Source organism: Mycobacterium parmense, assembly GCF_010730575.1.
GTDB classification, from domain to species: domain Bacteria; phylum Actinomycetota; class Actinomycetes; order Mycobacteriales; family Mycobacteriaceae; genus Mycobacterium; species Mycobacterium parmense.
Genome location: NZ_AP022614.1, coordinates 3,066,778 through 3,079,755 on the forward strand (window position 1 = coordinate 3,066,778; position 12,978 = coordinate 3,079,755).

The following is a 12,978-nucleotide window of genomic DNA, read 5'->3' on the forward strand; positions in this document are numbered from 1 at the left end:
GCGAGTGTGCGGCCAGCCGCACGCTGGGCGCCGAGTGTGCGGCTGGCCGCACACTCGGCGCCGGCGAGGACTCAGTAGCGGTAGTGGTCGGCCTTGTAGGGGCCGTCGACGTCGACGCCGATGTACTCGGCCTGCTCCTTGGTGAGCTTGGTCAGCTTGCCGCCGAGCGCCTCGACGTGGATGCGGGCCACCTTCTCGTCGAGGTGCTTGGGCAGCCGGTACACCTCGTTGTCATACTCGTCGTTCTTGGTCCACAGCTCGATCTGGGCGATGACCTGGTTGGAGAAGCTGTTGCTCATCACGAACGACGGGTGGCCCGTGGCGTTGCCCAGGTTCAGCAGCCGGCCCTCGGACAGCAGGATGATCGACTTGCCGCTGTCGGGGAACGTCCACACGTCGACCTGGGGGCGGATGTTGACCTTGGTGGCCCCGGACTTCTCCAGCTGGGCGACCTGGATCTCGTTGTCGAAGTGCCCGATGTTGCCCAGCACGGCGTAATCCTTCATCGCCTTCATGTGGGCCAGCGTGATGATGTCCTTGTTGCCGGTCGCGGTGACGACGATGTCCGCCTCGCCGATCGCGTCCTCGACCGTCTCGACGTCGTAGCCCTCCATCAGGGCCTGCAGCGCGTTGATCGGGTCGATCTCGGTGACGACGACGCGCGCGCCCTGCCCCTTGACCGAATCGGCGCAGCCTTTGCCGACGTCGCCGTAGCCGCAGATCAGCACCTTCTTGCCGCCGATCAGCACGTCGGTGCCGCGGTTGATCCCGTCGATCAACGAGTGCCGGCAGCCGTACTTGTTGTCGAACTTGCTCTTGGTGACCGAGTCGTTGACGTTGATCGCCGGGAAGGCCAGGTCGCCGGCCGCGGCGAACTGGTAGAGGCGCAGCACGCCGGTGGTGGTCTCCTCGGTGACGCCCTTGACCGACTCGGAGATCTTGGTCCACTTGTCCTTGTCGGTCTCGAAGCGGCTGCGCAGCAGTTCGAGGAAGACTTTCCACTCGGTGGGGTCGTCGTCTTCGGCGGGCGGCACCACGCCGGCCTTCTCGTACTGCGCACCCCGCAGCACCAGCATGGTCGCGTCGCCGCCGTCGTCGAGGATCATGTTCGCCGGCTCGTCGGGCCAGGTGAGCATCTGCTCGGCGGCCCACCAGTACTCCTCCAGCGTCTCGCCCTTCCAGGCGAACACCGGTACGCCCTTGGGCTCTTCGGGGGTGCCGTGCGGGCCCACGACCACCGCGGCGGCGGCGTGGTCCTGAGTGGAGAAGATGTTGCAGGACGCCCAGCGGACCTGTGCGCCCAGCGAGACAAGGGTCTCGATGAGCACCGCGGTCTGGACGGTCATGTGCAGCGAGCCCGAGATCCGCGCGCCCTTGAGGGGCTGCACTTCGGCGTACTCGCGGCGCAACGACATCAGGCCGGGCATCTCCTGCTCGGAGAGCTCGATGTCGCGCCGTCCATAGTCCGCCAGCGACAGGTCGGCGACCTTGAAGTCGATGCCATTGCGGACGTCGGCGGTCAACGCACTTTCGGTCGTCGTCATGGATTCTTCCTTCTACGGCTTAGGTTCAAGAGGATTACTTAGGTTAGGTATACGCTCTTGCGCCACTGTAATAGGCGGCCGGCGGGCCGGTGGGCGTCAGGGCGCGTTGACGACCCCGTGGCGCTCCGCGAAGGGCGTCATCAGCCGCGCCAGGTCGGCCGCGACGTCGTGGTCGGCCTCGGGCGGCATCGACACGTAGCTCATCGCCAGCCGCACGATCGCGCGCGCCAGCACCCCGGCGTCCTCGTCGCTGGTGGAAACCCAGGTGCTGGTGAATGCCGAGGTCAGCCGGGCCGACGCCCGGGTGATGATGGGTGCGCTGTCGGTGGTGATGATCTGCAGCAGGTCGGGCTTGGCGGCGCCGGTCAGCAACGAGATCACCAGCGGGTCGGCGGCAGACTCTGAGAAGAAGGAACGAAAACCCTGCAGGAAGGCTTCATAGAAGTCGCCGACGTTGCTTTCCAGGGAGGCGTGGATGGTGTCGACGAGGTGATCGGCCAGGCGCAAGGCGTACCCCTGCGCCAGGCCGTGGCGCGAGCCGAACTCGTTGTAGATAGTCTGCCGGCTGATCCCCGCCGCCCGCGCCACATCGGTGAGCGTGATGGCCGACCAGTCGCGGGTCAGCAGCTCGTCGCGCATCGCGTCCAGCACCGAGTCGCGCAGCAGGGCCCGCGACGCCTCGGCGTAAGGGATCCGCTTCACAGGCGCGAGGATAGTGCTCAGGACCTGGCTACTTCCACCATCTCGAAGTCGGACTTCGCGGCGCCGCAGTCGGGGCAGCTCCAGTCTTCGGGTATCTCGTCCCAACGGGTGCCGGGCTCGATGCCGTCTTCCGGCCAGCCCTGCGCCTCGTCGTACTCGAAGCCGCACTGCAGGCAACGGAACAGTCTGTAGTCACTCATCGATTCGCTCCTCGAGGTTCGAAGTCGACCTTCTCGCGCACCGCGCAGTCCGGGCAGCACCAGTCGTCGGGAATCTCCGCCCAGCGCGTCCCCGCCGGAAAGCCTTCCCGGGCCTCACCTTTGGCCTCGTCGTAGACGTAGTCGCACACCGGGCACGCATAGGAGGCCATCACCGCTGCCCCGCTTCGCCGTAGCGGGCCAGCATCTTCTCGCGCAGCCGCGGCTGCACGTTGACCCGGGTGATGTCGCCGTCGTAGTGGTCGAGCACCCGGTGGTCCATCACCTTGCGCCACAGCGGCGGCACATACGTCAGCGCGATCATCGACGCGTAGCCGCTGGGCAGGTTGGGGGCGCCCGTCATGCTGCGCAGCGTCTGGTACCGGCGCGTCGGGTTGGCGTGGTGGTCGCTGTGCCGCTGCAGGTGGTACAGGAACAGGTTGGTGACGATGTGGTCGGAGTTCCAGCTGTGCACCGGCGCGCAACGCTCGTAGCGGCCGCCCGACTTCTGTTGCCGCAGCAGCCCGTAGTGCTCGAGGTAGTTGACGGATTCGAGCAGGCTGAAGCCGAAGACCGCCTGGATGACCACGAAGGGGATCAGCGCCGGCCCGAAGGCCCAGATCAGCGCACCCCACAACAGGGCCGACATCGCCCAGGCGTTGAGCACGTCGTTGGACGCGTATGTGCGCGGGTCCCACGGGCTCCTGCCCAGCCGGCGCAGGCGCTGCGCCTCCAGCCGCAGCGACGAGCGCAGGCTGCCGAAGACGCTGCGCGGCAGGAACTCCCAGAACGTCTCCCCGAAGCGGGCGGACGCGGGGTCCTCGGGCGTGGCCACCCGCACGTGGTGACCGCGGTTGTGCTCTATGTAGAAATGGCCGTAGCACGTCTGCGCGAGGGTGATCTTGGACAGCCACCGCTCCAGCGAGTCCTTCTTGTGCCCCATCTCGTGGGCCGTGTTGATGCCCACCCCGCCGAGGACACCGACCGAGAGGGCGACACCCAGTTTCCCGACCCAGCCCAGCGCACCCTCGAAGCCCAGCCAGCTCAGGTTCGACGCGGTGAACAGGTAGGCGCCGACGACGACGCTGGCGTACTGGAAGGGGACATAGATGTAGGTGCAATAGCGGTAGTACTTGTCGTTCTCCAGCCGCTCCATGACCTCGTCGGGCGGGTTCTGCCCGTCGGGCCCGAAGCGCAGATCCAGGATGGGCAACAGCACGTAGAGCAGGATCGGGCCGATCCACAACGGCACCTGTGCGGCGGCATGCCAACCGAGCCGGTTCAATCCCCAGACGATCGGCAGCATCACGAACAGCGCCGTCGGAGCGATCAGCCCCATCAGCCAGAGACGACGCTTCTTGTCCCGCCAGACGGGCGCCTCGGAGAGTTCCGATTCGGGCCTCAGCGTGGTCATATGCCAAACCTCCTCGTGAGTCACATCACCTTGAGGTTGGACATTACATGCGTTTAAGTCTGATGTCTAGACACAAGAGCATGATTTGTAAACGCCTCCTAGCGGTCAGCCTCGACCGGCGCGAGCGCCTCGAGCTCCCCCGCGTCGCGGCGGCCCTGCACCGAATGCCGGTGGCCGTATCCGGCGTAGATCGCCGTGCCCACCACCAGCCAGACACCGAACCTCACCCAGGTCAGCGCGGTGAGGTTCACCATCAGCCACACGCACGCGACGATCGACGCGATCGGCAGAGCCGGCACCCACGGCGCCCGGAAGCCCCGTTCCAGGTCGGGCCGGTTGCGGCGCAACACGATCACGCCCGCCGACACCAGGACGAACGCGAACAGCGTCCCAACGTTGACCATCTCCTCGAGCTTGGTGATGGGAAAGACCGACGCCGTCACGGCCACCACGGCCGCGACCAGCACCGTGATGCGCACGGGGGTGCCCCGCGCGCCGGTCTTGGCGAGCCGCCGCGGCAGCAGGCCGTCGCGCGCCATCGCGAACAACACCCGACACTGCCCGAGCATCAGCACCATCACCACGGTGGTCAGACCCGCCAGCGCCCCGACCGCGATGACCCCGCTCGCCCAGTGAATTCCGTTCGCCGTGAACGCCGTGGTCAGATTCGCCGGCGTACCGCCCGGCCGGGTCTTGAGCTCGGTGTAGGGCACCATTCCCGACAGCACCACGGAGACCGCGACGTAGAGGACCGTCACGATCGCGAGCGACGCCAGGATCCCCTTCGGCACGTCACGCTGGGGCTCCCTGGTCTCCTCGGCCATGGTGGCCACGATGTCGAAACCAATGAACGCGAAGAACACGATCGACGCGCCCGCCAGCACGCCGTACCACCCGTAGTGACTGTTATGGGCCCCGGTGAGCAGCGACAGCACCGACTGGTCGATGCCACGCTGGTCGCCGCCGGCCTGTGGCTTGGGAATGAAGGGCGAGTAGTTCGCCGCCTTGATGTAGAAAGCCCCGACGACGACGACGAAGACGACCACCGCGACCTTGATGGTGGTGATCACCGCGGAGAACCTCGACGACAGCTTGGTCCCCAGGGCGATGAGGGTCGACACGATCGCGACGATCAGCAGCGCTCCCCAGTCCAATGTGAACGACCCGAGTTGGGCCGTGCCCCCGGCGAAGCCGAAGACCGTGCCGAGGTAACTCGACCAGCCTTTGGCCACGACGGCGGCGCCGACCGCGAGTTCCAGCAGCAAATTCCAGCCGATGATCCAGGCGAGGAATTCGCCGAACGTCGCGTAGGAGAAGGTGTAGGCGCTGCCGGCGACCGGCAGCGTCGAGGCGAATTCCGCGTAGCACAGCGCCGCCAGCGCACAGGTGCCCGCCGCGATCACGAACGACACCCAGACCGCCGGACCCGTGACGTCGCCGGTTGTCGACGCGGTCACGGTGAAGATTCCGGCGCCGATCACCACCGCCACCCCGAAGACCGCGAGATCGCGCCAGGTCAGCTCCTTGCGCAGCCGCGTGTCCGGCTCGTCGGTGTCGGCGATCGACTGCTCGACGGACTTCGTGCGCCATCGGTTGGCCATCAACCCCGCCCTTCCCTCCCCAAGCTGGGGGCCGTTGGTCCGTCACAGTACTGGGTACTCTGCGGGGGTGCCGGGTAGCGGACCAAACACCAGAGACCACGCGGTTGTCATCGGGGGAAGCATCGCCGGCCTGTGCGCCGCACGGGTGTTGTCGGACTCCTTCTCCCGGGTCACCGTCTACGAGCGCGACGAACTGCCGGGCATCCCGGCAAACCGCGCAACCGTCCCCCAGGACCGTCATCTGCACATGTTGATGGCCCGCGGGGCGGACGAGTTCGAGAGCCTGTTCCCCGGACTGCTGAAGGACATGGTGGCGGCGGGCGTTCCGATCCTGGAGAACCGGCCGGACTGCATCCACCTCGGCGCCGCGGGCCACGTTCTGGGGACCGGACACACGCTGCGCGACGAGTTCACCGCCTACGTTCCCAGCCGCCCGCACCTGGAATGGCAGCTGCGCACCCGCACCCAGGACATTCCCAATGTCGAGATCGTGCGACGTTCGGTGGCCGAACCGCGATTCGACCGCGCCCGGCAGCGCGTGACCGGAGTGCTGCTGGACGCGAGCGATCCCGAGCCGGAATTCGTGGCGGCCGACCTGGTCGTGGACGCCGCCGGCCGCGGCACCCGGCTGCCCGCGTGGTTGGAGCAGTGGGGATATCCACGCCCCGACGAAGAAGTCCTGGACATCGGCATCCACTACGCCACCCACCGGTTCCGGCTGCCCGACGGTCTGATCGCGGAGAAGGTCGTGGTGGCCGGCGCTTCCCACGACCAGTCGCTGGGGCTGGGCATGCTGTTCTACGAGGACGGCGCCTGGGTGCTGACCACCTTCGGGGTGGCCGACGCGAAGCCGCCGCGAACGTTCCCCGAGATGCTCGCGCTGGCCGACCAGCTGTTACCCGCCCACTTCGGCGCCGCGCTGCGACACGCGGAACCCTTCGGCGAGCCGGCCTTTCACGCCTTCCCGGCCAGCAGATGGCGTCGCTACGACAAGCTCGAACGCCTTCCGGCCGGCATCATCCCGCTCGGCGACGCCGTCGCCAGCTTCAACCCCACCTTCGGTCAGGGCATGACGATGACGTCGCTGCAGGCCGGCCACCTGCGCCGCGCGTTGCAACTGCCCGACGACCAGATGGCCGCGGCGCTGAATCGGGCCACCTTCAAGACCACCTACCCGGTGTGGATGATGAACGCCATCGGTGACGTCACCTTCCACCACGCCGGAACCAAGAAGCCCGTCCCCTGGTGGTGGCGGCCCTCCGGCGCGCTGTTCGACCAGTTCCTGGGCGCCGCCGAGACGGACCCCGTGCTGGCGGAGTGGTTTCTGCGCCGGTTCTCGCTGCTGGACAGCCTGTACATGGTCCCGCCCCCGCGGATTGTCGGCCGGGCCATGCGACACAACATGCGGCTGTGGCTCGGCGAACGCCGGGAGGCGGCCCGGCAGCGGCGTCGCGTGGCGATCGCGAGCGCGGCGCAGCCGGGCGAAGCGGGTCGCCACCATCGGGTCTAGTGGCGATCGCGAGCGCGGCGCAGCCGGGCGAAGCGGGTCGCCACCATCGGGTCTAGTGGCGATCGCGAGCGCGGCGCAGCCGGGCGAAGCGGGTCGCCACCATCGGGTCTAGTGGCGATCGCGAGCGCGGCGCAGCCGGGCGAAGCGGGTCGCCACCATCGGGTCTAGTGGCGATCGCGAGCGCGGCGCAGCCGGGCGAAGCGGGTCGCCACCATCGGGTCTAGTGGCGATCGCGAGCGCGGCGCAGCCGGGCGAAGCGGGTCGCCACCATCGGGTCTAGTGGCGATCGCGAGCGCGGCGCAGCCGGGCGAAGCGGGTCGCCACCATCGGGTCTAGTGGCGATCGCGAGCGCGGCGCAGCCGGGCGAAGCGGGTCGCCACCATCGGGTCTAGTGGCGATCGCGAGCGCGGCGCAGCCGGGCGAAGCGGGTCGCCACCATCGGGTGGGTCTTAGCTCACAGCCCCACGGTGGCGCGGAACAGCTTGGTGGGTTCCCGCGCGACCAGCCGGATCGGGGCGTCGTCCGCGGCCACCCATGCGGCCATGCCCCGCTCCAGCGTGAGGGAACCGGACTTGCCGTGCACCGTCGTGGCGCCCTGCGTGCACAGCAGGATCTGCGGGCCTTCATGGCTGCACGACGCGTCGACCTCGTGGCCGAGGTATTCGCCCTCGAGGTCCAGGAGCGCGACCGCGAACTCGTCGGCCGGGGTTTCGTAGATCAGCCCGAATCCCTCGCGGCGTACGTGCGGGCGCAGCTGCGCCTCGGCGGTGGGTTCGAAGTCCAGCACCCGCAGCAACTCGGGCACGTCCACGTGCTTGGGGGTCAGGCCGCCGCGTAACACGTTGTCGGAGTTGGCCATCACCTCCACCGCGAAACCGCGCAGGTAGGTGTGCAGGTTGCCGGCGGGGACGAAGATGGCCTCGCCGGGCGCCAGGCAGATGCGGTTGAGCAGCAACGCCGCCAGCACGCCGGCGTCGCCGGGGTAACGCTCGCCGAGCTCCAGCACGGTTTTGGCTTCGTCGGCGAACTCCGTTGCCCCGGAGCTCACATAGTGGATGGCGCCGTCGAGCACGGCGGGCACCAGCACGTCGATGTCGGGCTGTGGCGCGGTGATCCAGGTGGTGAACAGCGCGCGCAGGCCGTCGGCGTCGGATTGGTCGTTGAGCAGGTCGATGTAGGGGTCGAGGTCGGAGACGGCCAGCGCCCGCAGCAGTTCGGTGGTGCGGGAGGCCTGCCGGAAACCGGCGAGCGCCTCGAACGACTGCAGGGCGACCAGCAGCTCGGGCTTGTGGGACGTGTCCCGGTAGTTGCGCACCGGCGAGGACAGCGGTATGCCCAGCCGCTCCTCGCGCAGGTAACCCTCGATCGCCTGGGCCGCGCTGGGGTGGGCCTGCAACGACAGCGGCTCGTCGGCCGCCAGGACCTTGAACAGGAACGGCAGGACGTCACCGAACCTGGCGCGCGATCCGGGCCCGAGCTGGCCCTCGGGGTCGGCGACCACCGCATCCAGCAGCGAGACCTCGCCGTCCTCCGTCTCGAGGAAGGCCGGGTCGCCCGGGTGGGCGCCGAACCAGAGCTCGGCCTCCGGGTGGGCCGCCGGCACCGGACGCCCGGTGAATTCGGCGATGGCCGTGCGCGATCCCCATGCGTACGTCCTCAACGCCCCGCGTAGCAGTTCCACTGGTCTATCTATCCCCGCGCCAATCGCATGTAAACCGCGGCCGTCTCCAACCGGACCGCTAATACTGCCAGCTGCTGCTCGGGGCGCCCGGCGCCGGTAGCCGGCCGCGCACCGGAGACGGCCGGGCCGTCGGGCCCGACCGGCCGGCCCAGCGCCTCGGGTGTGTCGGGCAGATCGGGCACGTCCTCGGCGGCGAGGAGGTAGACGTCGTCGAACCCGGCGACCCGGGCGGCCACCACCGTCCGCTCGGCGTCCAGGGTCAGCGCCAGCACCCGCAACGTCTCGGGCAGCGGCCCGTCGATCTGATCGTCGTGGAACAGCGCGTCCACCGACGAACCACCCGCGAACCCGGCGGCGCCGCGGTCGCGCAGCGCCACGACCGCGTCCGCGAGTGCGGCCGCGGCGACCACCTGCTGCGCGACCCGCAGGAAGACCGAGCTTCCGTACCGGGCCAGCGCGAGCGTCGCGGCGCAGTCGCCGGCCAGCGCCACGCGGCGGTCGGCCATGCGAGCCGCGATCGTCTTGGCCGGGTTGGTGAAGAGCTCACGGGCGGCGCTGTTGCGCAGCGCCTCGGCGTCCAGCTCGTCGGCCAGCGCACCGAGGTCCACGCCAGGTCTGCGGTCGACGGTCTGCACGACCAGCAGGCCCGCGGCCAGGTACCGGCACAGCCCGAAACCGTCGGGCACCCAGACCCGCGGCGCCAGCACGGCGGCCCGGCCGGCGGTGTAGTCGCGCAGCGGCCCCTCGTAGGGCGCCACCACGATCACCCGCGCACCGCGGCGCACACCGGTCGCGGCCGCGGTCACCAGCGCGGGATCGCCGGGGTCGTCGCCTGCGACGACCAGCACGTCCAGCGGGCCCACCCACGGCGGCGCCTCGCTCACCACGGTGATCGGCTCGGCGGCCGCACCGCCCAACGTCGCCGCGAGCATCAACCCGGCCGTCTCGGCGGTGCCACGGCCGGCCACCCAGATCACGCTGCGCGGGCGGTCGTCGCCGCGTATCGAATCGAGTTCGCCCTCGTCGGCCGCGGCGGCCAGCGCGCGCACCTGGGCGCCCGCCGACGACGCGGCACGCAACAGTCCTTCGCGGTCGGCCGCCAGCAGACCCTCGGCGTCTTCGAGGTCCACGGCGCGAGTGGTGTTCACGGGGCGGCCTCGACGCGCACCGCCTGGATCTCCGCGCGAATCTCGGCCACCATCGCGTCGACGTCCTCGGTGCTGCGCGCCTCCACGTTGAGCCGCAACAACGGCTCGGTGTTGGAGCTGCGCAGGTTGAACCAGCTGCCGCCGCCCAGATCGACCGTCACCCCGTCGAGGTGATCGAGCGAATGGATGCGGCTGGCGAACGCTTTGAGCACCGCCTCGACGCACAGCGGCGCATCGGCCACCTTGAAGTTGATCTCGCCGGAGGCTTCGTAGCGCTGGTAGTCGGCCGTCAGCTCCGAGAGCGGGCGGTCCTGCTCGCCCAGGGCGGCCAGGACGTAAAGAGCCGCCAGCATTCCGGAGTCGGCGCCCCAGAAGTCGCGGAAGTAGTAGTGCGCCGAGTGCTCGCCGCCGAAGATCGCTCCGGTGTCGGCCATCAGCGCCTTGATGTAGGAATGGCCGACCCGGGAGCGCAGCGGCGTGCCGCCGCGCTCGGTGACCAGCTCCGGCACCGCACGGGAGGTGATCACGTTGTGGATGACCGTCGCGCCGATCTCCTTGGTGAGCTCGCGGGCGGCCACCAGGCTGGTGACCGTCGACGGCGCCACGGGCCGGCCGCGCTCGTCGACCACGAAGCACCGGTCGGCGTCGCCGTCGAAGGCCAGGCCGACGTCGGCCCCGGTGTCGCGCACGTATTTCTGCAGGTCGACCAGGTTGTCCGGGTCCAGCGGATTGGCCTCATGGTTGGGGAAGTTGCCGTCGAGCTCGAAATACAGCGGCAGCAAGGTGATCGAGTCGATGGCGCCCAGCACCGCGGGGCTGGTGAGGCCGGCCATCCCGTTGCCGGCGTCCACCGCGACCCGCAGGGGACGCAGGCCCGAGGTGTTGACCAGCGAGCGCAGGAACTGCCCGTAGTCCTCGAGCACGTCGCGGTCGGACACGGTTCCGGGTGGCCCGTCGTAGGGGCCGACGCCGGAGATGACCTGGTCGCTGATCAGTCCCAGCCCGGTGTCGGCGCCGACCGGTTTGGCGCCGGCCCGGCACAGCTTGATGCCGTTGTAGGCCGCCGGGTTGTGGCTCGCGGTGAACATCGCGCCGGGGCAGTCCAGCAGCCCGGAGGCGAAGTAGAGCTGGTCGGTGGACGCCAATCCGATTCGCACCACGTCCAGGCCCTGGCCGGTGACCCCGGCGGCGAACGCGGCGGCCAGCGTCGGGGAGCTGTCCCGCATGTCGTGCCCGATCACCACCCGGTGCGCCCCCTCGGCACGCATCAGCTCGGCGAACGCGGCGCCCAGGTCGGTGACCAGAGACTCGTCGAGCTCTTCGCCGACCAGTCCCCGCACGTCATACGCCTTGACGACGCGGTGGACGGTCGCGGCGGGCCGGGACATGCGGGGCCTCCTGACGCCGAATTCTTCGTCTCTTGGCCGCCAGCCTATCCGCACGCCGTTGCTGCGCGCGGCCAACGGTCACAACGGATTGCGGTGTGCGCGGGGTGGCCTAGTCGCTGGGATCGGGCAGCACCCGCAGGTGTCCGCGGCGGCGTCCCGTGCGGCGCTCGGGCGGCGCGAGCAAACCGCTGCTCGGGGCGGTGGCCTGCACCCCGGCCGGGTGCAGGTGCGGATCGGCGAAGCCGTTCAATCCATGTTGCGGCACGCCGTTGCCCGCGCAGGGCACCGCGCGGCCTCCCTCACGCACCGCGTCGGCCAGGGCGACCAGGTCGTCCTCGTCGGGGTGGTGGGGCTCCGAAAGGAGGGGGCCGGCGTGGCGCACGAGGTCCCATCCCCGGGGCGCCGTGATCCGGCCGGCGTGGCCGACGCACAGGTCCCAGGAGTGTGGTTCGCGCGCGGTCGCGAGTGGGCCCACCACCGCCGTCGAGTCCGAGTAGACGAACGTCAAGGTCGCCACGGCGTAGTGCGGACACCCGGGCCGGCAACAGCGACGGGGAACGTTCACGATCGAAAGGCTAGCGTGCGCAAACGCCGCCGAAGCGCCGGACACGCGCATGCGACCGGCCCGCGATGTCCAACCGTTACCATCGGCGCGTGGGCGAATCCCGCGGCTCCCCGCGACGAGATCGGTCTCAGGACGGTTCGGCTCCACACCGACCCTTCCGGCGAGGCCGCGAAATGCGCGGTCCGCTGCTGCCGCCGACGGTGCCGGGCTGGCGCAGCCGCGCCGAGCGATTCGACATGGCGGTACTGGAGGCCTACGAACCCATCGAGCAGCACTGGCAGGACCGGCTGTCCGGGCTGGACGTCGCGGTCGACGAAATCCCGCGGATCGCGGCCAAGGACCCCGAGAGTGTGCAGTGGCCACCCGAGGTGATCGCCGACGGCCCGATAGCGCTGGCCCGCTTGATCCCGGCGGGTGTAGATGTCCGCGGCAACGCCACGCGGGCACGAATTGTGCTGTTTCGCAAGCCTATTGAGCGACGGGCCAAGGACACCGTCGAACTGGGTGAGTTGTTGCACGAGATCCTGGTGGCCCAGGTGGCCATCTATCTCGACGTTGAGCCCTCGGTCATCGACCCGACGATCGACGACGACTAGTTTCTCCGGTTCGGTTGCGCGTCAGATGATGCCGCGCTTGAGGCGGCGACGCTCGCGTTCGGAGAGGCCGCCCCAGATGCCGAAGCGCTCGTCGTGCTCGAGGGCGTACTCGAGGCACTCGTGGCGCACCTCGCAGCCGAGGCAGATCTTCTTGGCCTCCCGGGTGGAGCCGCCCTTCTCGGGGAAGAACGCCTCGGGGTCGGTCTGCGCGCACAGTGCACGGTCCTGCCACTGGTCGGCGACCGGCTCGGCCACGGGCTCGGGCTCGAAGACGGCGGGCACATCGGGAACAACGGTTAGGTGCGGCCGGGAAACCGGTGCCGAGCCGACGGTGGTGTGCGGCGTGCTAGCCATGACGCCACGGAGATGTTCGTAAGACATGCGGTCGTCCGCCTCCTCAGTTGGATTGAGAGAGTGAGTGATTCCCACTTTTCTGATGTACAGACAATTCGAACAAGTGATCGAATCTCGGCCTGCGACACCGGAATCGGCCGGCCAACCGGGAAATGACACTGTTGTGATTAGACACGGGTTGACCTGCTGGGTCAAGCGTTATGGGGCATTTCCATATCATCTCGTGACCAGATTTCGGCGTTTCCGTGTTTTCCACCCTTCGGCGTGTCGATCACACC

At 69.1% G+C, this 12,978-nt stretch carries 13 protein-coding genes; 2 read left to right on the forward strand and 11 right to left on the reverse strand.

What is annotated here, in order from left to right; translation table 11 throughout:
- Positions 1-71: 71 nt before the first annotated feature.
- The 6 genes from ahcY to G6N48_RS14095 form a co-directional block, all read right to left on the reverse strand.
- On the reverse strand, positions 72-1,544 hold the full coding sequence (ahcY, locus tag G6N48_RS14070) for an adenosylhomocysteinase (RefSeq protein WP_085267623.1): 1,473 nt from the start codon (positions 1,542-1,544) through the stop codon (positions 72-74).
- 96 nt (positions 1,545-1,640) lie between these two features.
- Positions 1,641-2,246, reverse strand: coding sequence for a TetR family transcriptional regulator AlkX (gene alkX, locus G6N48_RS14075; protein ID WP_085267622.1), 606 nt, complete (start codon positions 2,244-2,246; stop codon positions 1,641-1,643).
- Between the two features lie 17 nt (positions 2,247-2,263).
- Entirely contained in the window at positions 2,264-2,446 is a 183-nt protein-coding gene (locus G6N48_RS14080; RefSeq protein ID WP_085267621.1) for a rubredoxin, read from the reverse strand.
- Positions 2,443-2,616: a rubredoxin gene (locus tag G6N48_RS14085; RefSeq protein ID WP_085267620.1), complete on the reverse strand. Its 174-nt coding sequence runs from the start codon at positions 2,614-2,616 to the stop codon at positions 2,443-2,445. The genes G6N48_RS14080 and G6N48_RS14085 overlap by 4 nt, the downstream gene beginning before the upstream one ends.
- Complete coding sequence (locus tag G6N48_RS14090) at positions 2,616-3,857, reverse strand: alkane 1-monooxygenase (RefSeq protein WP_085267619.1); 1,242 nt, start codon at positions 3,855-3,857, stop codon at positions 2,616-2,618. The genes G6N48_RS14085 and G6N48_RS14090 overlap by 1 nt, the downstream gene beginning before the upstream one ends.
- Positions 3,858-3,955: 98 nt before the next feature.
- Positions 3,956-5,458, reverse strand: a complete 1,503-nt coding sequence (locus tag G6N48_RS14095; RefSeq protein ID WP_085267618.1) for an APC family permease — start codon at positions 5,456-5,458, stop codon at positions 3,956-3,958.
- 67 nt (positions 5,459-5,525) lie between these two features.
- Here G6N48_RS14095 and G6N48_RS14100 point away from each other — a divergent pair, with 67 nt between their 5' ends.
- A complete protein-coding gene (locus tag G6N48_RS14100) occupies positions 5,526-6,968 on the forward strand; it encodes an FAD-dependent oxidoreductase (protein ID WP_085267617.1) in 1,443 nt (480 codons plus the stop codon).
- Between the two features lie 454 nt (positions 6,969-7,422).
- Here G6N48_RS14100 and manA read toward each other — a convergent pair whose 3' ends face one another.
- The 4 genes from manA to G6N48_RS14125 form a co-directional block, all read right to left on the reverse strand.
- Positions 7,423-8,649, reverse strand: coding sequence for a mannose-6-phosphate isomerase, class I (manA, locus tag G6N48_RS14110; RefSeq protein ID WP_085270678.1), 1,227 nt, complete (start codon positions 8,647-8,649; stop codon positions 7,423-7,425).
- Positions 8,650-8,657: 8 nt separating this feature from the next.
- On the reverse strand, positions 8,658-9,797 hold the full coding sequence (locus G6N48_RS14115) for a TobH protein (protein ID WP_085270677.1): 1,140 nt from the start codon (positions 9,795-9,797) through the stop codon (positions 8,658-8,660).
- On the reverse strand, positions 9,794-11,185 hold the full coding sequence (locus G6N48_RS14120; protein ID WP_085270676.1) for a phosphomannomutase/phosphoglucomutase: 1,392 nt from the start codon (positions 11,183-11,185) through the stop codon (positions 9,794-9,796). The genes G6N48_RS14115 and G6N48_RS14120 overlap by 4 nt, the downstream gene beginning before the upstream one ends.
- 109 nt (positions 11,186-11,294) lie before the next feature.
- Positions 11,295-11,750 carry a DUF3499 domain-containing protein gene (locus G6N48_RS14125; RefSeq protein WP_197745592.1) on the reverse strand — a complete coding sequence of 152 codons (456 nt, stop codon included), beginning with the start codon at positions 11,748-11,750 and terminating at the stop codon, positions 11,295-11,297.
- Between the two features lie 173 nt (positions 11,751-11,923).
- Here G6N48_RS14125 and G6N48_RS14130 point away from each other — a divergent pair, with 173 nt between their 5' ends.
- On the forward strand, positions 11,924-12,346 hold the full coding sequence (locus G6N48_RS14130) for a metallopeptidase family protein (RefSeq protein WP_085270674.1): 423 nt from the start codon (positions 11,924-11,926) through the stop codon (positions 12,344-12,346).
- 21 nt (positions 12,347-12,367) lie between these two features.
- Here G6N48_RS14130 and G6N48_RS14135 read toward each other — a convergent pair whose 3' ends face one another.
- Positions 12,368-12,700 carry a WhiB family transcriptional regulator gene (locus G6N48_RS14135; RefSeq protein WP_085270673.1) on the reverse strand — a complete coding sequence of 111 codons (333 nt, stop codon included), beginning with the start codon at positions 12,698-12,700 and terminating at the stop codon, positions 12,368-12,370.
- Between the last annotated feature and the right edge of the window lie 278 nt (positions 12,701-12,978).